General features: G+C 72.4%; 22 protein-coding genes and 1 tRNA gene. 12 read left to right on the top strand and 11 right to left on the bottom strand.

Going from position 1 to position 23,188, the window contains the following annotated elements; genetic code table 11:
* Window positions 1-52 precede the first annotated feature (52 nt).
* The 4 genes from HMPREF3159_RS02130 (at window position 53) to HMPREF3159_RS02115 (ending at window position 2,992) form a co-directional block, all read left to right on the top strand.
* Window positions 53-430, top strand: a complete 378-nt coding sequence (locus HMPREF3159_RS02130) for a helix-hairpin-helix domain-containing protein (protein WP_246821421.1) — start codon at window positions 53-55, stop codon at window positions 428-430.
* Between the two features lie 111 nt (window positions 431-541).
* Window positions 542-2,278, top strand: a complete 1,737-nt coding sequence (locus tag HMPREF3159_RS02125) for an NAD-binding protein (RefSeq protein ID WP_070499469.1) — start codon at window positions 542-544, stop codon at window positions 2,276-2,278.
* A gap of 41 nt (window positions 2,279-2,319) precedes the next feature.
* Window positions 2,320-2,796 (top strand): peroxiredoxin, encoded by a 477-nt coding sequence (locus tag HMPREF3159_RS02120; RefSeq protein ID WP_070499468.1) that lies wholly within the window; start codon window positions 2,320-2,322, stop codon window positions 2,794-2,796.
* A 107-nt stretch (window positions 2,797-2,903) separates the two neighbouring features.
* Window positions 2,904-2,992 (top strand) — tRNA-Ser (locus HMPREF3159_RS02115).
* A 60-nt stretch (window positions 2,993-3,052) separates the two neighbouring features.
* Here HMPREF3159_RS02115 and HMPREF3159_RS02110 read toward each other — a convergent pair.
* Window positions 3,053-3,853: a GntR family transcriptional regulator gene (locus HMPREF3159_RS02110; protein WP_010550051.1), complete on the bottom strand. Its 801-nt coding sequence runs from the start codon at window positions 3,851-3,853 to the stop codon at window positions 3,053-3,055.
* Window positions 3,854-4,118: 265 nt separating this feature from the next.
* On the opposite strand from HMPREF3159_RS02110, the gene HMPREF3159_RS02105 reads away from it, so the two are divergent.
* The 5 genes from HMPREF3159_RS02105 (at window position 4,119) to ppc (ending at window position 10,407) form a co-directional block, all read left to right on the top strand.
* Window positions 4,119-5,060: a transporter substrate-binding domain-containing protein gene (locus tag HMPREF3159_RS02105; protein ID WP_141748029.1), complete on the top strand. Its 942-nt coding sequence runs from the start codon at window positions 4,119-4,121 to the stop codon at window positions 5,058-5,060.
* Window positions 5,061-5,106: 46 nt separating this feature from the next.
* Window positions 5,107-5,883 carry an ectoine/hydroxyectoine ABC transporter permease subunit EhuC gene (gene ehuC, locus HMPREF3159_RS02100; protein ID WP_070499467.1) on the top strand — a complete coding sequence of 259 codons (777 nt, stop codon included), beginning with the start codon at window positions 5,107-5,109 and terminating at the stop codon, window positions 5,881-5,883.
* A complete protein-coding gene (gene ehuD / locus HMPREF3159_RS02095) occupies window positions 5,880-6,539 on the top strand; it encodes an ectoine/hydroxyectoine ABC transporter permease subunit EhuD (protein WP_070499466.1) in 660 nt (219 codons plus the stop codon). The genes ehuC and ehuD overlap by 4 nt, the downstream gene beginning before the upstream one ends.
* Window positions 6,532-7,329 carry an ectoine/hydroxyectoine ABC transporter ATP-binding protein EhuA gene (ehuA, locus tag HMPREF3159_RS02090; RefSeq protein ID WP_070499465.1) on the top strand — a complete coding sequence of 266 codons (798 nt, stop codon included), beginning with the start codon at window positions 6,532-6,534 and terminating at the stop codon, window positions 7,327-7,329. Before ehuD ends, ehuA begins: the two co-directional genes overlap by 8 nt.
* A gap of 249 nt (window positions 7,330-7,578) precedes the next feature.
* A complete protein-coding gene (gene ppc / locus HMPREF3159_RS02085) occupies window positions 7,579-10,407 on the top strand; it encodes a phosphoenolpyruvate carboxylase (protein WP_070499464.1) in 2,829 nt (942 codons plus the stop codon).
* Between the two features lie 250 nt (window positions 10,408-10,657).
* On the opposite strand, the gene HMPREF3159_RS02080 is transcribed toward ppc, so the two are convergent.
* Genes HMPREF3159_RS02080 through HMPREF3159_RS02070 form a run of 3 tightly spaced genes read right to left on the bottom strand, consistent with a single transcriptional unit; the run spans window position 10,658 to window position 12,851 of the window.
* Window positions 10,658-11,257, bottom strand: coding sequence for a GNAT family N-acetyltransferase (locus HMPREF3159_RS02080; RefSeq protein WP_070499463.1), 600 nt, complete (start codon window positions 11,255-11,257; stop codon window positions 10,658-10,660).
* The gene (locus tag HMPREF3159_RS02075) at window positions 11,254-12,360 is read right to left on the bottom strand and encodes an App1 family protein (RefSeq protein WP_070499462.1); all 1,107 of its coding nucleotides are present in this window, start codon (window positions 12,358-12,360) and stop codon (window positions 11,254-11,256) included. The genes HMPREF3159_RS02080 and HMPREF3159_RS02075 overlap by 4 nt, the downstream gene beginning before the upstream one ends.
* Before the next feature lie 5 nt (window positions 12,361-12,365).
* A complete protein-coding gene (locus HMPREF3159_RS02070) occupies window positions 12,366-12,851 on the bottom strand; it encodes a GNAT family N-acetyltransferase (protein WP_070499461.1) in 486 nt (161 codons plus the stop codon).
* A 156-nt stretch (window positions 12,852-13,007) separates the two neighbouring features.
* On the opposite strand from HMPREF3159_RS02070, the gene HMPREF3159_RS02065 reads away from it, so the two are divergent.
* Window positions 13,008-13,523 (top strand): arsenate reductase/protein-tyrosine-phosphatase family protein, encoded by a 516-nt coding sequence (locus HMPREF3159_RS02065; RefSeq protein ID WP_070499460.1) that lies wholly within the window; start codon window positions 13,008-13,010, stop codon window positions 13,521-13,523.
* Between the two features lie 72 nt (window positions 13,524-13,595).
* Here the strand turns inward: HMPREF3159_RS02065 and HMPREF3159_RS02060 are convergent, their stop codons facing one another.
* The 6 genes from HMPREF3159_RS02060 to HMPREF3159_RS02035 form a co-directional block, all read right to left on the bottom strand.
* Window positions 13,596-15,041: a hypothetical protein gene (locus HMPREF3159_RS02060; RefSeq protein WP_070499459.1), complete on the bottom strand. Its 1,446-nt coding sequence runs from the start codon at window positions 15,039-15,041 to the stop codon at window positions 13,596-13,598.
* A gap of 491 nt (window positions 15,042-15,532) precedes the next feature.
* On the bottom strand, window positions 15,533-17,170 hold the full coding sequence (gene pgm / locus HMPREF3159_RS02055; protein ID WP_191459274.1) for a phosphoglucomutase (alpha-D-glucose-1,6-bisphosphate-dependent): 1,638 nt from the start codon (window positions 17,168-17,170) through the stop codon (window positions 15,533-15,535).
* 108 nt (window positions 17,171-17,278) lie between these two features.
* The gene (locus tag HMPREF3159_RS02050) at window positions 17,279-18,070 is read right to left on the bottom strand and encodes a hypothetical protein (RefSeq protein ID WP_070499458.1); all 792 of its coding nucleotides are present in this window, start codon (window positions 18,068-18,070) and stop codon (window positions 17,279-17,281) included.
* Window positions 18,071-18,141: 71 nt separating this feature from the next.
* Window positions 18,142-19,164: an inorganic phosphate transporter gene (locus HMPREF3159_RS02045; protein ID WP_070499457.1), complete on the bottom strand. Its 1,023-nt coding sequence runs from the start codon at window positions 19,162-19,164 to the stop codon at window positions 18,142-18,144.
* Entirely contained in the window at window positions 19,165-19,800 is a 636-nt protein-coding gene (locus HMPREF3159_RS02040) for a DUF47 domain-containing protein (protein WP_070499456.1), read from the bottom strand.
* A gap of 301 nt (window positions 19,801-20,101) precedes the next feature.
* Complete coding sequence (locus tag HMPREF3159_RS02035) at window positions 20,102-20,728, bottom strand: hypothetical protein (protein WP_083305748.1); 627 nt, start codon at window positions 20,726-20,728, stop codon at window positions 20,102-20,104.
* Window positions 20,729-20,751: 23 nt separating this feature from the next.
* Here HMPREF3159_RS02035 and HMPREF3159_RS02030 point away from each other — a divergent pair, with 23 nt between their 5' ends.
* Window positions 20,752-21,402, top strand: coding sequence for a PH domain-containing protein (locus HMPREF3159_RS02030; protein ID WP_070499455.1), 651 nt, complete (start codon window positions 20,752-20,754; stop codon window positions 21,400-21,402).
* 86 nt (window positions 21,403-21,488) lie between these two features.
* On the opposite strand, the gene HMPREF3159_RS02025 is transcribed toward HMPREF3159_RS02030, so the two are convergent.
* Complete coding sequence (locus tag HMPREF3159_RS02025) at window positions 21,489-22,172, bottom strand: hypothetical protein (RefSeq protein ID WP_070499454.1); 684 nt, start codon at window positions 22,170-22,172, stop codon at window positions 21,489-21,491.
* A 124-nt stretch (window positions 22,173-22,296) separates the two neighbouring features.
* Between HMPREF3159_RS02025 and HMPREF3159_RS02020 the strand changes: the two genes are divergently transcribed.
* On the top strand, window positions 22,297-23,188 hold an 892-nt coding region (locus HMPREF3159_RS02020), incomplete at its 3' end, for an ROK family transcriptional regulator (RefSeq protein WP_070499453.1).

Genomic DNA, 23,188 nt, shown 5'->3' with positions numbered 1-23,188 from the left:
CCCGCGGCCGACGCCTTCCCGTCGGCCGCGGGGCTCGGTCATACTCCCTGCCATGAGCGCACCGAGCACACCCATCGGCGACGTCCCCGGCGTCGGCGCCCCCGCTGCCCGCGCCCTCGCCGAGCAGGGGATCACCACCGTCGACCAGCTCGTCGGTCGGGACTGGGCGGAGCTCGCCGAGCTGCTCGGGGTGGGTCCCGCCTCGGGCATGCGGCTGCAGGCGCTGCTGCTCGAGCACGGCGAGGGGATGACGTACCCGCCTGCGCCGGACCGCCGCCGCGCCACCGTCACCCAGGGTGCGACCGGGAAGAGCGCGAAGGACATCACGACCCACGCCACCTCGATGGGCCCGGCCGACTACGTCGACGGCCTCGAGGGCAGGCGCCGCGAGGAGGGAGCGCGGCTGCTGGGCGGTGCGCGGACGAGGTGAGGCTCGGCTCAGGCATCGGGAGAGGGGTCGTCCTCAGCCCGCCTTGGGCCTACGATTCGAGCGGCCGCGACCGCGCGGCCGCGGGACACCGACCGGAGAGCGGGGGCAGCCATGGGCCAGACGGCGCGCGAGCGCCGACGTGCGGAGCGGCATCCGCTCGTCGGCCGACGCTCCAAGGCGGGGTTCGTGATCCTCGGCGTCGGAGCGGCGATGGTCATCGCCCATGCCGCGGGCTTCAAGCTGCTCATGCACCTCGAGGGCGACGAGCACTCCTGGCCGAGCGCGATCTACTGGACCATCACCACGATGTCCACGCTCGGCTACGGCGACATCACCTTCGACGACGACGCGGGGCGCCTGTTCTCCCTCTGGGTGCTGCTCAGCGGCGTGGTCTACATGCTCGTGCTGCTGCCCTTCTTCGTCATCCAGTACCTGGTCACGCCGTGGCTGGACCATCGACGCGCCACCCGCACCCCGCGCAAGGTCGCCCCGGGGGTCAGCGACCACGTGCTGCTGGTCGGCTCCGACGCCGTCACCCAGGCCTTCGCCGCCCGCGCCGAGCGCTCCGGCATCCCCGCCGTGATGCTGCTGGAGGACGCCGTGAAGGCGGGGGAGCTGCACGACCAGGGCCGGCAGGTCGTGGTCGGTCCTCTCGACTCCGCGTTCACCTATCGCAACGCGGGCGCGGCACGGGCGCGGCTGGTGATCTCCACCCTCTCCGACCACGCCAACACCAACGTCGCCTTCACGGTGCGCCAGGCCGCCGCCACCGTGCCCGTGGCCGTGACCGCCTCGAAGCCCGCCTCGGTGGACGTGCTGAACCTCGCCGGCGCCGACCACGTGCTCGAGCTCGGGCAGGTCCTCGGCCGCGAGATGGCCTCCCGCGTGCTCGGCTCCACCGGCCGCGTCCACGCGATCGGCACCATCGGCGACACGATCATCGCCGAGGCCGCGGCGCGCGGCACCGAGCTGGTGGGGAAGTTCCTCGGCGAGGCCGTCGAGATGCAGCGCTCCCGGGTGCAGATCCTCGCCGTGCTGCGCAAGGGCCGACTGCGCGCGATGACCCCGGACCTGCGGATCACCGACGGGACCGTGCTGGTCCTGGCGGGCACCGCCGAGGACCTCGCCCAGTACGACCGCCGGTTCCAGTGCGGCGAGGTCTCCGAGGAGCAGCCGGTCGTGATCGTCGGCGGCGGGCGCGTGGGCCGCGCCGCCTCCCGGGCGCTCAGCGACGGGGGCGTCCCGAACACGATCGTCGAGATCGCACCGGGGCGGGTCGAGAACTCCTACTCGGTGCTCGAGGGGACCGCGAGCTACGCCGTGGTGCACGGGGACGCCGCCGACCAGCGGATCCTGCGCCGCGCCGGCCTCGAGCACGCCTCCGCCGTGCTGGTCACCCCGCGCGACGACGACCTGAACGTCTACCTCACCCTGTTCTGCCGGCGCCTGCGGCCCGAGCTGCAGATCGTCTCCCGCGCCACCTACGAGCGCAACGTCGCCACCCTCTACCGGGCCGGGGCCGACGGGGTGCTCTCCTACGCCACCATCGGCGCCACCGACCTGTGGAACCACGCCGGCTTCAGCCAACGCGTGCTGCTGGCCGAGGGCAACGAGCTGTTCCTCGCCCCCTGCCCGGCCTCCCTCATGCGCCGTCCCCTCCGGGACGACGAGGTGCACCGCCGCACCGGCTGCGACATCGTCGCGGTGCTCGAGGCGGACGGCACCCTCGGCTACGACGTCGAGTCGATACCCGCCTCCTCCGAGGTGCAGCTGCTCCTGCTCGGGGACCGCCACGCCGAGCGGCGCTTCCGCGAGACCTATCTGGGCCGCCGTCTGCGCCGTCGCTAGGCTGGACGTCCTGCCCCGCCCCTGACCCGTTTCGGAGGATCATGTCGCCCGCCCCCGTGAAGCTCGCCGTCGGCGATGCCGCCCCCGCCCTCGACCTGCCCATCGCAGGCGGCGGCAGGATCACCCTCGAGGACCTCCGCGGCGCGCCGGCGCTGCTGTGGTTCTACCCCGCCGCGAACACCTCGCTGTGCACCAAACAGGCCTGCGACCTGCGCGACAACCACCGGATGTTCCTCGACGCCGGCTACCGCGTCATCGGGATCTCGCCCGATCCGGTCCCCGAGCTCGACCGCTTCGTCGCCGAGCAGGACCTGCCCTTCACCCTCGCCTCCGACGAGTCCCACGAGGTGATGACCGCCTACGGCGCCTGGGGCGAGAAGAACATGTACGGGAAGATCGTCCAGGGCACGATCCGCTCGACCTTCGCGATCGACGAGGCGGGCGTCCTCACCTTCGTGAAGTACCGCGTCGGCACCCCGAAGCACATCGCGCTGCTGCAGGAGAAGCTCGGCCTCTGAGCCGCGGGCGGGCGGGGAGAGGTGTGACGCGAACCGCTCCGCCTCGCTTTGGCGCACCCCGTTCGCTCCCGTATGCTGGCTCGGCGTGCCGCGACACCGCGGCGCCAGGAGACGTGGCAGAGCGGCCGAATGCGCTCCCCTGCTAAGGGAGTAGGCGACTACAATCGCCTCGGAGGTTCAAATCCTCTCGTCTCCGCCGAAAAGGCCCCTCACCAGCGATGATCTCGCCGGGAGGGGCCCTTCTCGTGTCCGGCCCTCACAGGGCCGGCGACTCGCCCTCCAGGGTGGTCCACTCCGGCCCGTCGGACTCCAGCAGGTCCGGGTCGCGCACCAGGTCCTGCTCCTCCACGTCCCCGCGCAGCCGTGCCGCGAGCGCCCGCAGCGACTCGCGCAGGAGCTTGCGCGCGGTGGAGGCGTCGCCCGCCTCGAGCGCGGCGACGAGCTGCTCATGGGTGTCGGTGAGGTCCGCGCGGACTCCGTAGCCGCGCGGATCGGAGAAGGTGCCCATGCGGGTGAGGATCACTATCGTGTTCATCGCTGTGACCAGGAAGCGGTTGCGGGAGATCTCCGCGAGGCGCTGATGGAGGTCGAGGTCGGCGTTGCCCGCCTCGATCACCTCGCCCGCCGCGAGCGCGCGACGGGTCCGCTCCACGCACTCCCGCAGCGGGAACAGCAGCGCCGGGATCTGCTCCTCGTCGCCGTCGGCGCGCAGCGCGGCCACGTGCTCGGCGACGTTGGTCGCCGCCTGCATCTCGATGCCGAGGCGGTAGTCGATGAAGTCCGACAGGGTGCCCGCGTCCATCGTCGTCACGAACAGGCCACGGCCCGGGATCTGCGTGAGCAGCCCGTCACGCACCAGGCGCTGGCACGCCTCGCGCAGCGAGGAGCGGGAGATGCCCATCTGCTTGGAGACCTGGACCTCGGGGATCGTGTCCCCGGGGCGGAGGTCGCCGACGAAGATGGCATTGCGCAGCTCGAGCTCGGCCTGGTCGATGATCGAAGGACGGCGGATCGGCTGCATCATCGGCAGCCGGACGGAGTCCTGACGAGGGGGCATGGGTCCTCCTGAGTCGGTGCGCCGCCTGGGGGCGTGCGAGGACACCATCATCCGCTCCCGCCCCGGCCCGGCGCACGCCCGGGAGGAGTCATCGCCGTCACAGTCGCGGGCGACACGGGTGGATCACGACACCATCACGAATGGTCGGCGAATCGTGGACGCCTGTCGATCCGCCGGTACGGTGACCAGGAATCCGATATCCAGAGATCCGATTGTCCGACACGACGAGCGTGCGCGGCAACGATCTCCCGGCGAGAGGGACCCCATGCACAAGGGCCGCAGCACGCAGCGCAGCGCGCACGACCGACGAACCTTCTTCCGCGGCACGGGCCTGGTGCTCTCCGCCGCGGCCCTGGGCGGCGGGCTCGCCGCCTGCAGCCGCACCAGCACCGGAGGTGGTGGCGGCGACGGCGGCGGCGGGGGCCTGCTCAGCCGCCTGCAGGAGGCCGGCACCATCACCGTCGGTTTCGCCGGCGAGGCGCCCTACAGCTTCGAGGACGGCGGCGAGGTCATCGGCGCGACGGTCGCCCTGCACCGCGAGATCTTCGGCGAGCTCGGCATCGACACCGTCGAGGGCAAGCTCACCGACTGGGGCTCGCTCATCCCGGGCCTGAACGCCGGCCAGTTCGACGCGGTCAGCGCCGGGATGTCGATCCTCCCCGACCGCTGTGCGCAGGCCGCCTTCAGTGAGCCCGAGTTCCAGTACACGACCGCCCTGATGGTCCCCGTGGGCAACCCCGAGGGGCTCGAGACCATGGACTCCTTCGTCGACTCGGGCCTGACCGTCGCGACCATGGCCGGCGCGGTCGAGTCCGACTACGTCGCCGCCCTCGAGCTCGACGCCATCGAGGTGGGCGGGCCGCAGGACGGCGTGGACGCGCTGAAGTCCGGCAACGCCGACGCGTTCGCCCTGACCGCCATCTCCCTGAACTACCTCGCGGACAACACCGTCGACGACGTCGAGGTCACCGAGAGCTTCGTGCAGGAGATCGACGGCGTGAAGCAGGTCGGCGCCGGCGGCACCGTGTTCCGGCAGGAGGACACCTCGCTGCTGGACGCCTACAACGAGAAGCTCGCCGAGATCATCGCCGACCCCGAGCGGTACCTCTCCATCGTCGGCGAGTACGGCTTCGGCGAGGAGGAGCTGCCGCCCGAGGAGATGACCACCGAGATCCTCTGCTCGGGCGATCTCTCCTCCCTGCAGTGAGCCCCGCACCCTTCCGCGCCGCCCCGGCGCGAGAGGAGAGGCGTCGATGGACGGCGTGATCGGCTTCCTCCACGACATCGGGCCGAACCTGCAGATCCTGCTCGACCGCTCGCCGCAGATCCTGCAGGGCCTGCGGACCACGGTGCTCGCGACCGTCCTCGGCGGGCTGCTCGCGCTGCTGATCTCGTTCGTGTTCGGCATCGCGCAGGTCGCGAAGCCGGCCGCGGTGCGGGTTCTCGCGCGCATCTTCGTGGAGTTCTTCCGCGGCACCTCGCTGGTGGTGCAGCTGTTCTGGCTGGCGTTCGTGATGCCGCAGCTGCCCTATCCCTTCGGCTTCCAGCTCGAACCGCTGCTCATCGGCGTGCTCGCGCTGGGGCTGAACTACGGCGCGTACGGCGCCGAGGTGGTGCGCGGCTCGATCGGATCGGTGCCCAAGGGCCAGTACGAGGCGATCAGCGCGCTGAGCCTCAGCCCCGCCCGCGGCATGTTCCGGATCGTGATCCCGCAGGCGTGGGCGCTCATGCTGCCCTCCCTGTCCAACCTCTGGATCCAGCTGCTCAAGGGCAGCGCGATCGTCAGCGTCGTCTCGCTGTACGACCTCTTCTTCCAGGTCGAGCAGGTCCGTGACAGGACCGGCACCTGGTTCGCCTATCTCTTCGCGCTGCTCGCGTACTACCTGATCGCCTGGGTCATCGTGATCATCATGAACGGCCTGGAGATCCGGGCGAAGCACAGGATCGGTCGCGGCCCCGCGCTCTCCGACTCCTGGCGCTCGCTCTTCCAGGCGCCCGGCGCGACGACGAAGGAAGGAGCCGTGGCATGAACCCCTCCGCGTCCTGGTGGGACTGGAGCCATGCCGCCGCCGTCCTGCCCTCGCTCCTGCTCGAGGGCTTCAGGGTCACGCTGATCGCGACGGTGCTCGGCACCCTCATCGCGCTCGTGCTCGGCCTGGCCGTCGCGATCATTCGCCGCACCGCCCCCACCGCGATCGCCGCGCCCTTCACCTGGGTGGTCGAGTTCATCCGGATGACGCCGCTGGTGGTCCAGCTCGTGTTCGCGAACCTCGTGCTCTCCCCGTACATCGACTCGACCCTCGCCATCGGCATCTGGGTGCTCGGCATCCACTACACGACCTACATGGCCGAGGTGTACCGCGCCGGGATCGACTCGGTGCCGACGGGCCAATGGGAGGCGGCCACCGCGCTGTCCCTGCCGCGACTGCGCACCTGGCGGGCGGTCGTGGTGCCGCAGGCGATCCGCAACACCCTGCCGGCGCTCGGCAACTATGCGATCTCGATGTTCAAGGAGACGCCGTTCTTCGTGGTCATCTACATCCCCGAGCTGGTGCGGGTCGCGCAGAACTACGGCTCGACCTACTTCCGCTACACCGAGGCGATCACGCTCGCGGGCCTGATCTTCCTGGCCGCCAGCTATCCCACCTCCCTCCTGATCCGGAAACTGGAGAAGAAGCTTGCCTGAGAACACCGCCGCGCCCGCCGCCGGGAGCGCGCCCCACATCGAGTTCCGCGACGTCGTCAAGCGGTTCGGCGACAACACCGTCCTGCAGGGCCTGGACTTCACCGTCTCCCGTGGGGAGCGGGTCACCCTCATCGGCCCCTCGGGCTCGGGCAAGACCACGATCCTTCGCCTGGTGATGACCCTCGAGGAGCTCACCGGCGGGTACATCCACGTCGGCGGCGTGCCGCTGCAGTACGAGGAGAAGGGAGGGAAGCGGGTGCGCATCCCGGACAAGCGCCGGCGCCGCACCACCACGGACATCGGGATGGTGTTCCAGCACTTCAACCTCTTCCCGAACATGACGGTGCTGGAGAACATCGTCGAGGCGCCGATCCACGTGAAGGGCCTCTCCCGGGCCGACGCGGTCTCGAAGGCCGAGGGGCTGCTGGCGAAGGTGGGGATGGGTGAGAAGCGGGACATGAAGCCCTCGCAGCTCTCCGGCGGCCAGCAGCAGCGCGTCGCGATCGCGCGCGCCCTCGCGATGGACCCCGAGATCCTGCTGCTGGACGAGGTGACCTCGGCGCTGGATCCCGAGCTGGTGGGGGAGGTGCTCGCGGTGCTGAAGGACATCGCCGCGGAGACCGACATCTCGATGCTCATCGTCACCCACGAGATGCAGTTCGCCCGCGACGTCTCCGATCGCGTGATGATGTTCGACCAGGGCTCGATCGTGGAGGAGGGTCCACCTGCGCAGATCTTCTCCGAGCCCGCGCACCAGCGCACCCGCGACTTCCTCCGCGCGGTGCTCTGAGCAGGTGCGGCCGCCGGGGGAGGCGCCTGCCGGCCGACTCCGTCCTCGTCCCGTCCGCCCTCGCCGGACGCCCCGTCCTCCGCCGCGCCGGCCCGTCGGCTCGTGTCCGCCCAGTGAGGAACGGGACGGCTCCGCTGCGAGCGCCTGTAGTCTGTGCCCGTTCGTTCCGCGCCGACGCGGTCGCTCTGAGCGCGCCCTCGGCGCGTCGGCAGGCGGCCGTCCGTCGGCGTGCCGACCCCAGGAGGCCCTGTGCCACATTCCGACGCCATCGCCGTCCCGACCCTGACGAGCGAGTTCCCCGTCATCGGCGACGACCCCCATATCGACGCCCCGCTGCGGGCGACGGTCCGCCGCCTCTCGACCCTGCTCGGCCGCACCCTCGCCGACCAGCACGGTCAGGAGATGCTCGACCTCGTCGAGCAGGTCCGCAAGCTGACGAAGGAGGCGAAGTCCGCAGACTCCGAGGCCAGCGCCCAGGACGTCCAGGCCCGCCTCGCCTCCCTGCCCATCGAGCAGGCGACCGCGCTGACCCGCGCCTTCACCCAGTACTTCCTGCTGGCGAACGCCGCCGAGCAGGTCTACCGCGTCCGCGCCCTCGACGAGCGGCCCTCGAGCGAGTCGTGGGTGCCGCGCACCGTGCGCGCTGTCCACGAGGAGCTCGGCGCCGAGGGCCTGCAGAAGGCCGTCGACTCCCTCGACGTGCGCCTGGTGTTCACCGCGCACCCCACCGAGGCCTCGCGCCGCGCCGTGCTGACCAAGCTGCGCCGCATCTCGGACCTCCTCGCCGAGGAGACCGAGGAGGACACCCCGGAGCGTCGCCGCCAGGACCGCGACCTCGCCGAGCTGATCGAGACGCTCTGGCAGACCGACGAGCTGCGCCGCTCCCGTCCCACCCCGCAGGACGAGGCCCGCAACGCCCTCTACTACCTGCGCCAGATCTTCCGCCAGACCATGCCGGAGATGCTCGACGACCTGCGCGAGGAGCTGCGCGCCCACGGCGCCGACCTGCACGACGGCCAGGTGCCGCTGCGCTTCGGCTCCTGGATCGGCGGCGACCGCGACGGCAACCCGTTCGTGACCGCCGAGGTCACCCGCGACGTGCTGAAGCTGCAGGCCGAGGCCGCGATCGACGTGTCGCTGGAGATCATCTCGGACCTGATCCTCGAGCTCTCGGTCTCCTCCGAGCTGACCGGGGACGACGAGGAGCTGCGCGCCAGCCTCGCCGAGGACCTCTCCCACGACTCCGAGGTCGACAGCACCCAGCAGTCGCTCTACGACCAGGAGCCCTACCGGCTCAAGCTCGGCGCGATGCGCTCCAAGCTCAACGCCACCCGCGAGCGGATCCGCTCCGGCGAGGCGCACGTCCACGGCGCCGACTACGGCGACACGCAGGAGCTGCAGGACGACTTCCAGGTGCTGCGCGAGGCGCTGCGCCGCCACGGAGGTCGCCGTGCCGCCGACGGGGCGCTCGCCATCGCCCAGCAGGTCCTGGCCGCCTCCGGTCTGAATCTCGCCGCTCTCGACGTGCGCGAGCACTCCGAGAAGCACCACGAGGTCGTCGCGCGCCTCTTCGACCGCGTCGGCGAGCTGGACCGTCCCTACACCGAGCTCGACCGCGCCGAGCGCACCAGCGTGCTCTCCCGCGAGCTCGGCAGCCGCCGCCCGCTGGTCGGCTCCGCGATCACCGAGGACGAGTCGATCCTCGACGACGCGACGCGCACCACCTACGGGGTGTTCCGTGAGATCCGCGACGCGCACCGCCTGTACGGCACCTCCGTCATCGAGACCTACATCATCTCGATGACCCACGGCGCCGACGACGTGCTCGCCGCCGCGCTGCTCGCCCGCGAGGCCGGTCTGCTCGACCTCACCGGTCGCGAGGAGAAGCGCGCCGACCTCGGCTTCGTGCCGCTGCTGGAGGAGGTCTCCGAGCTGCGCCATGCCGGCGAGATCCTCGACCAGCTGCTCTCGGACCCCTCCTACCGGGAGATCGTGCGCCTGCGCGGCGACCTCCAGGAGGTCATGCTCGGCTATTCCGACGGCAACAAGGACGCCGGAGTCATCACCAGCCAGTGGGAGATCCACCAGGCCCAGCGCGCCCTGCGCGACACCGCGGCCCGGCACGGCGTCACTCTGCGCCTCTTCCACGGCCGCGGGGGCTCCGTCGGCCGCGGCGGCGGCCCGACCTACGACGCGATCCTCGCCCAGCCCTACGGGGTGCTCGAGGGCGAGATCAAGTTCACCGAGCAGGGCGAGGTCATCTCCGACAAGTACATGCTCCCCTCCCTCGCCCGGGAGAACCTGGACCTGTCGCTCGCCGCGGTGCTCGAGGGCTCGGCCCTGCACACCGCCCCGCGCACCCCGGAGAAGACTCTCGAGCGCTTCGGCGAGGTGATGCAGCACGTCTCCGACGCGGCATTCTCCCGCTACCGCACCCTGGTGGACGACGAGAACCTGCCCGAGTACTTCGTCTCCTCCACCCCCGTGGAGCAGCTCGGCGACCTGAACATCGGCTCGCGCCCCTCCAAGCGCACCACCTCGGACAAGGGCCTGGACGGCCTGCGGGCGATCCCGTGGGTGTTCGGCTGGACCCAGTCGCGCCAGATCGTGCCCGGCTGGTTCGGCGCCGGCTCCGGCCTGAAGGCCGCCCGCGAGGCCGGCCTCGAGCCGGACCTGCACGAGATGTACCGCTCCTGGCACTTCTTCCGCACCGTCATCAGCAACGTCGAGATGACGCTGGCGAAGACGGACATGCAGATCGCGGCGCACTACGTGCACTCGCTGGTGCCGGAGAACCTCTGGTACCTCTTCGACCGCATCCGCGAGGAGTACGAGCTCGCGGTCTCGGAGATCGAGCGCCTCACCGGCGTGCTGAACCTGCTGGACAACCAGCCGATCCTCAAGCGGACCCTCGCCGTGCGCGACCGCTACCTGGATCCGATCTCCTACATGCAGGTCGCGATGCTGCAGCGGGTCCGCGCGGCGAAGGAGCGGGGCGAGGAGCTCTCGCCCGAGCTGCAGCGCGCGCTGCTGACCACCATCAACGGCGTCGCCGCGGGGCTGAAGAACACCGGCTGAGCCGGCAGCACGTCATCCCCGTGCCGCGTCCTCGCGGCAGTCGACGGGGCCGGGAAGGGCAGACGCCCGGCCCGGCCCCGTCGTCATGTCGGCCGGGTCCCCGCGTCAGTCGGGCGGGGCGGGGCCTGTCTGCCGTCGGACGGTCGTGGCCTCGAACCGAAAGGCGTATTTCGGTGTGCGGTGCGGAGGCCGCCGCACCGGCCGGGTGCTCGCGATCGCTGCTTCGTGCTCCGGGGGGCGGGCGCCGGGCTCAGGCGGAGGGGCGGGCGACCCGGCCATCGACGGGCAGGGGGCGCTCCATGATGTCCATCCCGAGCCCCTCGACCTTCAGCAGCGCCGCATCGCCCGCGAAGGGCACGGCCTGCCCGGTGCCGGTGAAGCCGTGGCGCTCGTACCAGCGGTGCAGCTCGGGGCGCGACTGGAGCACCTGGATCACCAGCACGTCCACCCCGTCGGCCGCGAGGGAGGCCGCCTGCGCCTCCAGGAGGCGTCCGCCGAGCCCCGCGCCCTGCGCGGCGGGGTCGACCGCGAACAGCCCGAGCTCGGCCCGGACCGCTCCGTGCTCGTCGGGCGCCTCGCGGCGGGTGTAGCAGCATCCGAGCACGCGCTCGGCGGAGCTTCCGCGCTCGAGGCTCGTTCCACTGTCGTCCGCGCCGTTCCCGTCCCCGGTCGCGACCAGCAGCGTCACCGCGGGGTCGGCGAGCATCGCGCGGACCTCCGCTGCGTCGGTGCGGTGGCCGTCCACGAGGTGCGCCTCGGTGGTCCAGCCGCCCTGGCCGCGGTACGCGGCCTGGACCAGCTCCACGATCCGGGGGACGTCCGTCCCGGCGGCGGGTCGCAGGGAAATCATCGGGCCATCCTCCCGTGTCGCTGCAGGGCGGCGAGCAGACCGTGGCCGTTCGGGGCGGCGAGGGCGAGCGGTCCCCGGCCGCCGGGGCTGGAGCCGACCAGCGGGCGCAGGGTGCCGTGGGCGAGGAGCTGCTCGGGCTCGGTGAGCTGGCGGATCAGGATCGACTCGACGAGCTCCGGGTGCCGCTCGGCGAAGGCGGCGTAGAGCGAGGGGTCGTGCTGGCCGTCGTCGCCGACCAGGATCCAGCGGACGTCCGGGTACGCGGCGGCGAGGCGCTCGAGCGAGCGCGTCTTGTGCTTGGGGCCGGAGCGGAAGAAGCCGGTGTGGGTGGGGCCCCAGTCCGTCAGCAGCAGCGGCCCGTCCGGATAGCCGTTGCGGTAGAGGAAGCGCTTGAGCACGGGGAACACGTTCCACGCGCCCGTGGACAGGTAGAACACCGGCATGTGCGGGTGCTCCCGCGCCAGGCGCTGGTACAGCATCGGCATCCCGGGGACGACCTGGCGGGAGGACTGATGGACCACGAAGGCGTTCCAGAAGGCCAGCAGGGGACGGGGCAGCCAGGTGACCATCACGGTGTCGTCGATGTCGCTGACCATGCCCACGCGCGCCTCGGGCGGGACGATCGTGACGTCGGCCGTGACCTCGTTGCCGGGGACCGTCCACAGCACCGCCTGGTGCACGCCGGGGCTCAGGGACACCTCGAGGGTCGCGTCGACGATGCCGGAGCGGTCCGCCCGCACCGTGAACTCCTCGCCGCCGAGGCGGATGTGGACGGTGCGGTGCGGCGCGACCTGGCTGGTGAAGTTCCGCCAGCCGCGCACCGCGACGGTCCGCATGTCGTGGACGGGCTGGTCGTGGAAGTCCGCGGAGGTGCGGGGGGAGGCGTACAGGACCTTCGCCAGGACCCGTGCCTGCGTCGCCGAGCCGTATCCGTGGAAGGGCTGCAGGCGCAGGTCCCAGTGCAGACGGCGCAGGGTGCTGCCGACGAGGCGGTTCTTCACGTCCTCTGCGCGCGCCGCCCAGTGGGGACGATCGGAGCCCGCCCCGGCGGCGTCGTGACGCAGCACGGAGCGGGTGGAGGAGAGGGGTGCGGGGACGCGCACGGGCCTCAGAGGCCGCGGGTCATCTTCAGCCAGGCGCCGTCGGGATCGTCCTCGACGATCTGCCAGCGCTCGCCGCTGTCGGAGAAGCCGAGGCTCTCGTAGAGGGCGCGGGCGCCGGTGTTCTCGGGGCCGACGTAGAGGGTGATCGTGTCGGCGCCGTCCTCGCGGGCCCACTCGAACACGGCCTCCGCGAGGCGACCGGCGATGCCGGAGTGGCGCGATCCCGGGGTGACCCACATGGCCTGCAGCTCCCGCTCGTTGGCGGGGGAGTCATCCTCCTGGCGTACGGCGACAACCGCGACCGGCTGATCACCTTCGACCGCGAGGAACCAGGCGGCGTCCGAGACGCGCTGCTCCCAGACGGAGTCCTCGTAGGTGGACTCCTTCTCCCAGCTCTGCCCGAAGGCGCTGGGGTCCGTGCTGAGCGAACGGAGTCGGATCTCCCGCACGAGCGACCAGTCCTCGTCGTGGGCGCGGATGATTTCGGCCATCGGTGTCCTCCTGAGCCGTGGTGGCGTGGTCACGGGCGTGATGCCCTGGCGATCATGCTCTCGTGCTGACCCGAGAACCGCATGCACTCCGCCTCACAGTGTACGGCGATCGGCGGTTCCACGCTCCCACCGCCTGGAGGTTGACACAATGGGGGGATGAAGCCCCTCCGACTCCTCACCGTGTGCACCGGCAATGTCTGCCGCTCCCCAGCGGCCGCGGTGGTGCTGCGCCGCGCCCTCGAGCTCGAGGGCCTCGACTCAGAGGTCGAGGTGGGCTCGGCCGGGACCACCTGGGAGGTCGAGGGGATGCCGATGGACGACCGGATCGAGCTCTCGCTGGAGCGCGCCGGCTATCCGCGTCCCTTCGAGCACACCGCCCGCACAATCCACCTCACCGAGCTGATGGCCTGGGATCTCGTGCTGGCGATGACGCCCGAGCACGCCCAGACGATGCGTCGCATGGCCGATCAGGCCCCCGAGGGGGCGACACCGCCGCTGATCGCGATGTGGCGCGCCTTCGAGCCGGGGGCGGAGGGGCTCGCGGAGACCGAGCTCGTGGTCGAGGACCCCTGGTACGAGGGGCAGGCGGCCTTCGACCGCACCGTGAAGGACATGGAGCGCGCCGTGCCGGGGATCCTGGAGCACGTGCGCGAGCTGCTCGCCCGGCGCTGAGCGGTGGACCCCGCCCACCGCCGGGAGCGTCTGCTCAGCGGCGGCGCGCCTGTCCGGCCGTGGGCCGACGGGTCAGCGGCGGTGGTTGCTGCGGCGCGAGTGCCAGGTCGCGCCGACGAAGCCGGCCGTGGTGAGGAAGCCGATCGCGAGCGCGGCGATCAGGACCTGACGCATCTGGCCGAAGGCCGTGTTCGAGTCGTCGGAGATCGCGTTGAACAGGCGCACCACCGGGCCGCCGTCGCCGGACGACGTGGGCTGCGCGGCCTGCGGCGCCGGAGTGCTGGGCTCCTCGGTGCCGACGCCGGCGACCTCGGTCTCCTCGGTGGTGCTCGACTCGGCGGTCGTCTCGGGCTCCTCGACCGGGGTCTCGGAAGGGGTCTCTGGGGCCGGCTCGGGGGCCGGCTCCGCGGTGGGCTCGGGGTCCTCGCTCGGCGGGGGAGCCGGGAGCGGCTGTGCGCGTCGCTCGGGCTCGGGGGCCGGCTGCGCGGGCGTCGACGGCTCGGACATCTCCGGAGTGGCCGAGGGGCTCGCGGTCGGAGTGGCTCCCTGGTCCGGCGCGGGGGTGGTCTTCCCGTTGTCGGTCTTCTCGCCGCTGCCTCCGCCGGTCGAGGTGTCATCGCCCTCGTCCGTGGTCTCCTCGCCGGTCGACGTGTCCGACTCGTCGTCCGACTCCTCGCCGTCGGTGGAATCGTCCGAGCCGTCGCCCCCGGAATCGGTGGGGCAGTTGCAGGGGCAGTCCGAGGCGTCGCCGTCGTTGTCGTCGCTAGGGGTCGGGCTCTGGGACTTCCGGGGCTTGGCCGCCGTGCTCTGCTGCGCGATCGGGCGGGGGACCAGAGCGCCCTTGACAGTGCGCACGGGCTCCTTCTCGGAACCGTCTTCCTCGGGGTCGTCGACGGCGTCGCCGTCGCAGGTGGCGGAGTCGTCAGGGGCCGTCTCCGTCTCGGTGGAGTCATCCGTGGGCGTCTCGGTGGTGCCGTCCGTGCCGCCGGTGTTCGTGGGTGCCTCGGATTCCGTCGTTTCGGGCTTCGTCGTCGTGGGCGTCCCGCCCCCCGTGGCAGAGGCGGGAGGGCTCGAGGCCGTGGGGCCCTCGGACTGGTTGCCCTCCGAGAGCTCGGGCTCCTCGGCCTCGGGCTCCACCGGTGGCTGCTCGGACTCCTCGGGCGGCTGCTCGGGCTCCTCGGGGACCTCGTCGGTGCGCGGGACGTCGTCCGCCTCGACGTCCGGGGCGTCCTCCGCCGGGGTCTCCGGGTCCACGTCCTGCCCAGAGGGCTCGCCACCCTCGGGGGCGGCGACGTTCTCGGGAGTCTCGGAGGGGGTGGTGAGCGTGGTGGTGGCCCCGGGCGTGATCGTCCCGTCCACGGTGCCCGTCGCGGGATCGTCATCCTCGTCTGCGGAGGCGACGGCCGTACTCTCGGAGGCATCGCCGGTCCCCTCGGCGAGAGCACTGGTGGTGGCGAAGGGGAGAGCGGTCAGTGCGAGGGCGGCAGAGGCCGCGCAGACGCGTGTCCGCAGTCGCATGTCCTGCCCCCTCTCCGTCGTTCTCTCCGCGCGTGAGCGCTGCGGTCGGTGTGCTTACCGGCGGGTCCGACGGAGCACACTACCCTACGGATCCTTTACCTACCCATCCCATGGTTCACGGGCTCCTTGGGTCGCGCAAGGGGCGTGTGGACGGCGCCACCGCCGGGTGACATACCACAAATTGGGGAGCGCTTGACCATTCCTTTGCCGCACGGAGGCTCGGGTCGTTGCGGAAACGTTACGGACCTGCAGGTCAGCGCCGGGTGTTCGAAAGCCTCAGCGCGCGTCGACGGACGGCGCGAGAGCGTCGCGCCGTCCGCCGACAACATCGGGCGGTGGAGGGGGCGGGGCCGAGGATCAGGAAGTGGAGGGACGGTCGGCCAGGAGCGGTGCGTTCGCGGCGAGCGCACCAGGGCCGGGGAGCGGACAGCCGCTCCCGCGGCGCCGCACGGACCGTCGGGTCCACCTCTGCGCTCAGTCCGCCCCTGCGCTCAGTCCGCGAGCGCCCCGTCCACGAGGTCCTTCGCGGCCTGCTGCACCTCGGCGAGGTGCTCCTCGCCCTTGAAGGACTCGGCGTAGATCTTGTAGATGTCCTCGGTGCCCGAGGGGCGCGCCGCGAACCAGGCGGACTCGGTGGACACCTTCAGCCCGCCGATCGCGCCGCCGGAGGGGGCCTCCGTGATCGCCGAGACGATCGGCTCGCCCGCGAGCTCCGTCGCGGTCACCTGCGCGGGGCTGAGCGCCTTGAGCTTCGCCTTGGCCTCGCGGTCCGCCGGGGCGTCGGTGCGGGAGTAGGCGCTGCTGCCGAACCTCTCCACGAGCTCCGCGTGCAGGGTGCTGGGGGAGCGCCCGGTCACCGCGAGGATCTCCGAGGCCAGCAGCGCGAGGATGATGCCGTCCTTGTCGGTGGTCCACACCGAGCCGTCTCGGCGCAGGAACGAGGCGCCCGCGCTCTCCTCGCCGCCGAAGCCGACCGAGGAGTCGATCAGGCCCGGCACGAACCACTTGAAGCCCACCGGCACCTCGAACAGCTCCCGGCCGAGGTCTGCCACGACACGGTCGATGAGGCTCGAGGAGACCACCGTCTTGCCGACCTTCGCGCCCGCCGGCCAGTCCGGGCGGTGCCCGAACAGGTAGGTGATGGCCGTGGCCAGGTAGTGGTTGGGGTTCATCAGGCCGCCGTCCGGGGTGACGATCCCGTGGCGGTCCGCATCCGCGTCGTTGCCGGTGGCGATGTCGTACTCGTCGCGCTTCTCCAGCAGCGACGCCATCGCCCACGGGCTCGAGCAGTCCATGCGGATCTTCCCGTCGCGGTCCAGGGTCATGAAGGACCACTGCGGGTCGACCGCGGGGTTGACGACGGTGAGGTCGAGGTCGTGCATCTCGCCGATCTCGGCCCAGTAGTCCACCGCCGCGCCGCCCAGCGGATCCGCGCCGATGCGCACGCCCGCCCGGCGGATCGCCTCGATGTCGACGACGCTCGGGAGGTCCTGCACATAGGTGCGCAGGTAGTCGTAGCGAGCGGCGTCCTGCAGGGCCTTCTGCCGTCCGTGCCGGCGCACGCCCTTGAGTCCGTCGCGCAGCAGCTCGTTCGCGCGGTCGGCGATCCACGAGGTCGCCTCGGTGTCCGCGGGACCGCCGTGGGGCGGGTTGTACTTGAAGCCGCCGTCGCGCGGCGGGTTGTGGCTCGGGGTGACGACGATGCCGTCGGCCCGGCCGGGATCGTTCGCCGCCCGGCCTCGGTTGTGGACCAGGATCGCGTGCGAGACCGCCGGGGTGGGGGTGTAACCGTCGAGCGCGTCGACCTGGGCGGCCACGTCGTTGCCCGCGAGGACCTCGAGCGCCGTGTCGAAGGCGGGGCGCGAGAGGGCGTGGGTGTCCCGGCCGATGAACAGCGGGCCGCGGATGCCCTGCGCCGCCCGGTACTCGGCGATCGCCTGCGTGGTCGCGGCGATGTGGTCCTCGTTGAACGCGACGTCCAGCGAGGAGCCGCGGTGCCCGGAGGTGCCGAAGGAGACCGCCTGATCGGGATCCGCGGGATCCGGGTGGAGGTCGTAGTAGGAGTCGAGGAGCGCGTCGACGTCGACGAGGTCCTCCTGCTGTGCCTTCTGGCCTGCACGGGGGTGCATGATCACCACTCCATCCTCGGTAGCTGGGGCTGATCGCCACTCTAGGTCCTTCGAGGGCACCTCAGCACAGGAGCGCCGGGAGTGAGACGGCGGCGGGTCGGCAGGACCTCAGGCGCGGCGGGAGCGGACCAGCAGCACGATCCCCACGATCGTCAGCACCAGGCCCGCCAGACCCGCGACCACGCCGATGATCGGACCGATGACCAGCGGGGCCATCATCCCGAACAGGCTGTAGGGGCCCAGATGGGCGGGAGCGTCGGTGCCCGTGCAGGAGATCGTGGCGGTGGTGTCCTGGAGGGAGGCGACCCCGAGCACCTGCACGTACTCCTCGCCGTTGCCGAAGGTGGTCGCGGTCGAGCTCGGCACCGTGGTGACCGCCCCGGGATCGGAGCCCTCCGCGGCGCACTCGGCCGTGGCGGCGTCCGCCGCGGGCACGTAGACGATGACCATCTCGTTGGCGGACAGCTCGAGCGTCGCCGAGCTCGCCTCCATCGGCGTCGGCCCCTCGGACGCATCGCCGACGAGCGATCCGAGCGACCACACGATCCCGACGATCGTGGCGGCCGGGGCGATGACCAGCAGGAGCACCAGGCCGATCACGAGCGGCAGCACGCCGCGCCGGCGCCCGGACCGGCCGGACCGCCCGGGACCGGGGGCCGAGGGGCCGCCGGTGTGCGAGGCGGCGAGGGCGCTGGGCGGCAGCGGTCCCGTCTGCGGGCCGTCGGCGAAGGAGGCCCCGTACGAGGCCTGGCCGTGCCCCTGCTGCGGGGCCTGGCCGTAGGGGTCGTGGGCCGGGGCACCCGGCTGCGGGTCCGCGCCCGGAGCGGGCGTCGTCGGCCCCGGCAGCCCGAAGCTCGGACGCTTCCTCGGGGCGGGCGTGGTGGACTCACCGTCGGACATCGGCTTCCTCTCGGTTCGGCTCCGCCCAGGATAGTGGTCCCGCCTGCACGCGGGTCGGGCGGGCCCTCCGCTCAGAGACCGGGCAGCTCGAGCGCGACCCCGAGCAGGGCGGCCCCGACGACCGCGCAGGCCAGCGGGGTCACCAGCCAGATCAGGAGGATCTCCCGCGCGACCGACCAGCGTACGGTGCGCCGGCCCCGGGCGACGCCCGCGCCGACCACGCTCGAGGCCAGCGCCTGGCTGGTGGAGACCGGGGACTCGAGCCCGAACACCCCCAGCGACATCGTCAGCGCCGCGGAGGACTCCGCCGCCAGGCCCTGCGCCGCGGTGAGGTCCGTGAGCCGGCGGCCCAGGGTGCGGATGATCCGGTGCCCGCCCATCAGGGTGCCGGCGCCGACGGCGACCGCGACCGTGCTCATGAGCACCGTGGTCGTGGTCCCGGACAGGTCCGCCCCGGCGCTGCCCAGCGCGATCACGACCACCGCGAGCGGGAGGCGGGCGTCGTTCAGGCCGTGCCCCGCCGCGACCGTGCTCGCCGAGAAGGTCTGCGCGAACCGGATGTGGCCGGGTCCGAGCAGCTCGGACCGGGCCAGGCGCAGGATCAGCTGCATCAGCAGGTACGCGACCGTCGCCGAGATGACGGGGCCCACGACGGAGACCGCGAGCATCAGCCCCAGCCGGTCCCAGGCGGCCGAGGTGCCGATCACGAGGGAGACGCCGAAGGAGGTGCCGAAGAAGGCGTGCCAGGTCGAGGCCGGCAGCCCCATCCACCAGGTCAGCAGGTCCCAGAGGAAGGTGCCGAGCATGAGCACCAGCAGCGCCGCGCCCAGCGTGTCGGGGCTCGCGGCGAGCTGCTCGACGATCGGGCCGAGGCCCAGCAGGCGCACCGCCCACGGCACGGTCATCACCAGCAGCGCCATCCCCAGCAGCGCGCCGAGGGTGTTGAGGATCGCCGCCGCCCACAGCGCCGAGGAGGCCTTCAGCGCACGGGTCGTGATGGTGGTCGAGATGGCGTTGGAGGCGTCGTGGAAGCCGTTCATGTAGGCCACGACCAGCGCCAGGGCCACCACCAGCGCGAGCAGCAGCGGCGTCACTCAGGCGTCCTTGATCCGCAGCAGGTCCGCGATCCGCGCCGCTCGCTCCTGCAGCGCGATCGTGTGGCGGATCGACTCGGAGACGTCGTGCAGGGGGAGCAGCTCCTGGGTGGAGCCGCCGCGCTTGTACAGAGCGCCGAGGGACTGCCGCACGAGCCGCTCGCCCTGACGCTTGAGCTTGCGGATCTGGACGTAGTAGTCGCCGAGGTCCTGGGTGTCGTTGAGCTTCCAGGACGCGGCGACGGTGAGCTCCGCGGCGCGCTCGATCCCCTTGGCCGCATCCAGCAGCGGGGTGGGCAGCGTCCCCACCTGGGAGACGACCAGCAGCTCGGCGGTGTGCTCCATCGCGTCGACCACGTCGGCGAGCGTGAGCGAGAAGTCGTAGAGCAGCTCCGCCTCGTAAGGGGTGATCAGCGAGTGCGCGAGACGCTGGGCGATGCGGCGGCACAGCTCCTCGGCGACCGTGGACTGCTCGTGCAGCGTCGGCGCGATGCGGGTGCGCTCGCGGTAGCCGTTCCCCAGCAGCTTCGAATGAGTGTCGGCCGCCTGGACGAGCAGCTCAGCGAGCTCGGAGAGGAGATCGCTGAGGGGGCGCTCCGTGCGCGCGGGGAACAGCCGGGAGAAGAACTGCACCACCTCGCGTCGCCTCCTCGCGCCGTGGGCGCCTGAACGCCTCGCGGTCCGTGCGGTGGGACGCGGGCTCCTGCTCGTGATGCTGAGGCGCCGGACCGGGATGCGCCTGTCGGCGCGAAGGCCGCTCGAAGCGGCAGATGTTGGAGCCCGGGGCAACCGCGGCCCGGCGCCCGCCCATCGTAGAGCACGGGCCCCGAGACGGTGCAAGCACCGCCCCCGGGGAGTATGGCGAGGACCTCAGTCCGTGCAGATCGCAGCGCCCGACGGGCATCGGCCGACGGTGCGGCGGCCGTGCCTCATGGCGTCAGTCGAGGCGGCCCTCCTCCGCGTGCCGTCCCGCCTCCGTGAGCTCCTCGCCGGTGCGCAGCAGCCGCTCCGCCTGCCGGGTCCGCTCCTCCCCGGGATCCTCGTCCGCCAGGTGCGCCGTGCCGTGGGCGAGCAGCGTCGCGACCGCTCCGGCGCGTCGCAGGGCGAGGCCGAGATCGCCGGTGAACGCGCCGCGCAGGATGTCGTCCATCGTCTCCTGCACCTGCGTCACCTCCGGCGGCTCCGCGAAGCCCGTGAGATAGCGCAGCCCGGGGACGGTGCGGGAGCCGGCGCGGTAGCGTCGGGCGACCTCGTCGCCGCTGCGCTGCACCCAGGTGTGCAGCACGTACAGTCGCCACAGCGCCCCGGGAAGGGTCGAGGCGGGCGCGGCCGACCACAGCGCCGCCAGCTCCGTCAGCCCGTCCTCGGCCGCGACCGCGACGACCCGCCGCACCACCTCCGGGTCGGAGCTGTGGAACACGCCGTCCAGCAGCGCCCGGGCCGAGTCGTGCGCGAGATCCATCGAGGTCGCGGGATCCGGCTCGCCGGGGATCGACGCGGCGACCGAGGGATACATCGAGGCGGGACGGCGGAAGCGAGGGGCGGAGGAGTCGTGCGAGGACATGTCCCGCACCCTACGCTGGGTCCATGACCATCCCTCGCCGGCTCGGCCCCGAGACCGGGCCGCGCACCGCGCTGCCCGACTACTCCCGCAGCAGCGCGACCGTCGAGCGGATGGTCGCCGCGCTCGATCCGGCCCGCACGGGCCGCGACCGGGGACGGGTGCGGGCGCTGCTGCCCGCGCACGCCACGCGGGACACCGCCGCGCGCGCCGTCGTCGCGGCCGCGCTGCTGGGCACGGCACCGGTGAGCGTGCTGGGCATGGTGCTGCTGCTGGGCACGGTGCCGGACGGCCGCTCCCCGGGGCTCGGACTGCTGGTGGTCGTCGGGGCGCTGGGCGCGCTCGCGCTGCTGCTGGGGCTGCTGGGGGTCCGCTTCGGGATCGTGGCGCTGGGCACGGCACGAGCCCGGGTAGAGATCTCCGCGGACGGGCTGCGGGTGGTCGGCCCGGTGCGGCACCGGGACGTGGCCTGGGAGCGGATCGCGGCGATCGAGTCCCGCGTGGTGCATCCCGTGCACTGGCTCACCGCCGCGCTGCGCCTCGAGGACGGCACCAGGATCGTGATGCCCGCCTTCGACCGTCCCGTGTGGGCCTACACTCGGCCCTCCGGGCAGGACATCCGCGCGCTGCGCACGGAGCTGCACCGGCGCCGACAGGCGGGCCCCGGGCGGCGCTGAGCACCCAGGGCCCGACGTGCGGACGGCGTCCGCGGACCGGTCTGAGACCGACCGGCGGACGTCGCCGACGACGTCGTGGCCCGCGTTCAGGCGGCGGGCGCCGCGCTCGTGCCGTCCTCCCACAGCACGCGCACGACCTCGGGCAGCTGCGCAGCCGCGACCTCGGAGACCGTGAGCACGCCCTGATCGTCCAACGGCAGGTGGCCGAGGCGCCAGGAGCCGTCGGCCTCGACGTGCACCATCAGCGGCACCGGATCGGCGGGGGAGGAGATCTCGGTGCGGCGCAGCGAGACGGTGCGCTCGGCGCCGTCCTCGAGGAAGGCCAGGACGATGTCGGAGACCGAGGCGGGCACGTGCGCAGCGTCGGGCAGGGCCGAGACCACGAAGGAGTCCAGCTCGTCCTGGGTGAGCATGAGGATCGCGTCGTTCGCCTTGATGATGAAGGCCATCCTCATCGCCTCGCCCTCGGCCAGCGCGATCCCGAGCCAGCGGTCCGCCGCCGTCAGGGCGCCGGCGATGACCTGGCCCTCCTCGCCCAGCAGCCACTGGCCGTCCGCGGAGCGCTCCACCTTCCCGCGGGCGCGCAGCCCCGAGGTGACCGCGGCCGTGACGAACTCGCGCGCCTGCTCCGGGGCGCTGCGCAGCCCGATCTGCTCGCGCGTGATCCGCGCGTTCTCGGTGTCGCGCAGGCCGAGCATGAAGTCGATCTCGTAGGCGGTGTAGATCGTGACCTCGGAACGGTCGGTGCCGGCGCTCGCGGACTCGCTCATAGGTGTTCCCCCTCGGGCGTCGTGGAGCCGGCCGCCTCCTGCGGCGGCCGGGCGCAGCTGTCGACGAAAGCATCGCAGATCGGGCCGGGAGGGTGCGACCTGCTCCCGCAGCTAGACTCGCGGGATGCACGGGGAGCAGCGCGAGTACGCGGAGCACGTCGCGGGGCACGTCACGGCGGTGCCCGACCTCGGCGGCACCAGCGCCCGGGCCGTGTACCGGGACCTGCTGCGCTTCGGCCCCCGCTCCCGCCGCGATCTCACCGAGCGCCTCGGCCTGTCCGCGCCGACGGTCACGCGCGTGACCCGCGATCTGCTCGAGGCCGGCCACCTCCGCCCGCTGGACACCGTGGCGCTCGCCAAGGGCCGTCCCCAGCAGCCGCTGGACATCGAGGAGAACCACGGTCCCCGGTTCCTCGGGGTCAAGGTCACGGCCGACGAGGTCCACGCCGTGGTCACCACCGCGCGCGGCAACGCTCTCGAGGAGCTCGTGATGCCGCTGCCGGACACCTCCGCCGAGGCGGTCGCGGACGCGGTGGTAGACCCGGTCCTCGCCCTCGCCGGCGCGCATCCGCACGTCGCCGGGGTGGGCGTCAGCATCGGCGGCCGTGTCGCCGACCGGCGCCGTGTGGACTCCTCCTGGATCCTCGGCTGGGAGCACCCCGTCGACCTCGCCGACCGGCTCGAGGCGCGCCTCGCCCTGCCGGTCACCGTCGACAACGACATCGCCGCCATGATCCACGGCCTGAACTGGTTCGGGATCGGCCGCGCCTATCGCACCTTCGCGGTCCTCACGATCGGGGTCGGCGTCGCGATCGGCACCGTCGTCGAGGGGCGGCTGCTGCAGGGCCGCTCCCATCTCGCCGGGCTCACCGGCCGCCTGCCCGTCGCCGCACGGGAGGACGGCGCCCCCGAGCCCTTCTGGCGCTCGGCGCGGACCGCCGCGGTGGTCGAGGCGGCGCGGGAGGTCGGGGTGCTGGGGGAGGGCGAGGGCGTCGAGCGCCTGCGGGCCCTGCTCG

It is taken from the genome of Brachybacterium sp. HMSC06H03, assembly GCF_001807385.1.
GTDB lineage: Bacteria > Actinomycetota > Actinomycetes > Actinomycetales > Dermabacteraceae > Brachybacterium > Brachybacterium conglomeratum.
Note: the sequence above shows the minus strand (reverse complement) of the source record. Positions and strands in the feature narration are given on the sequence as shown.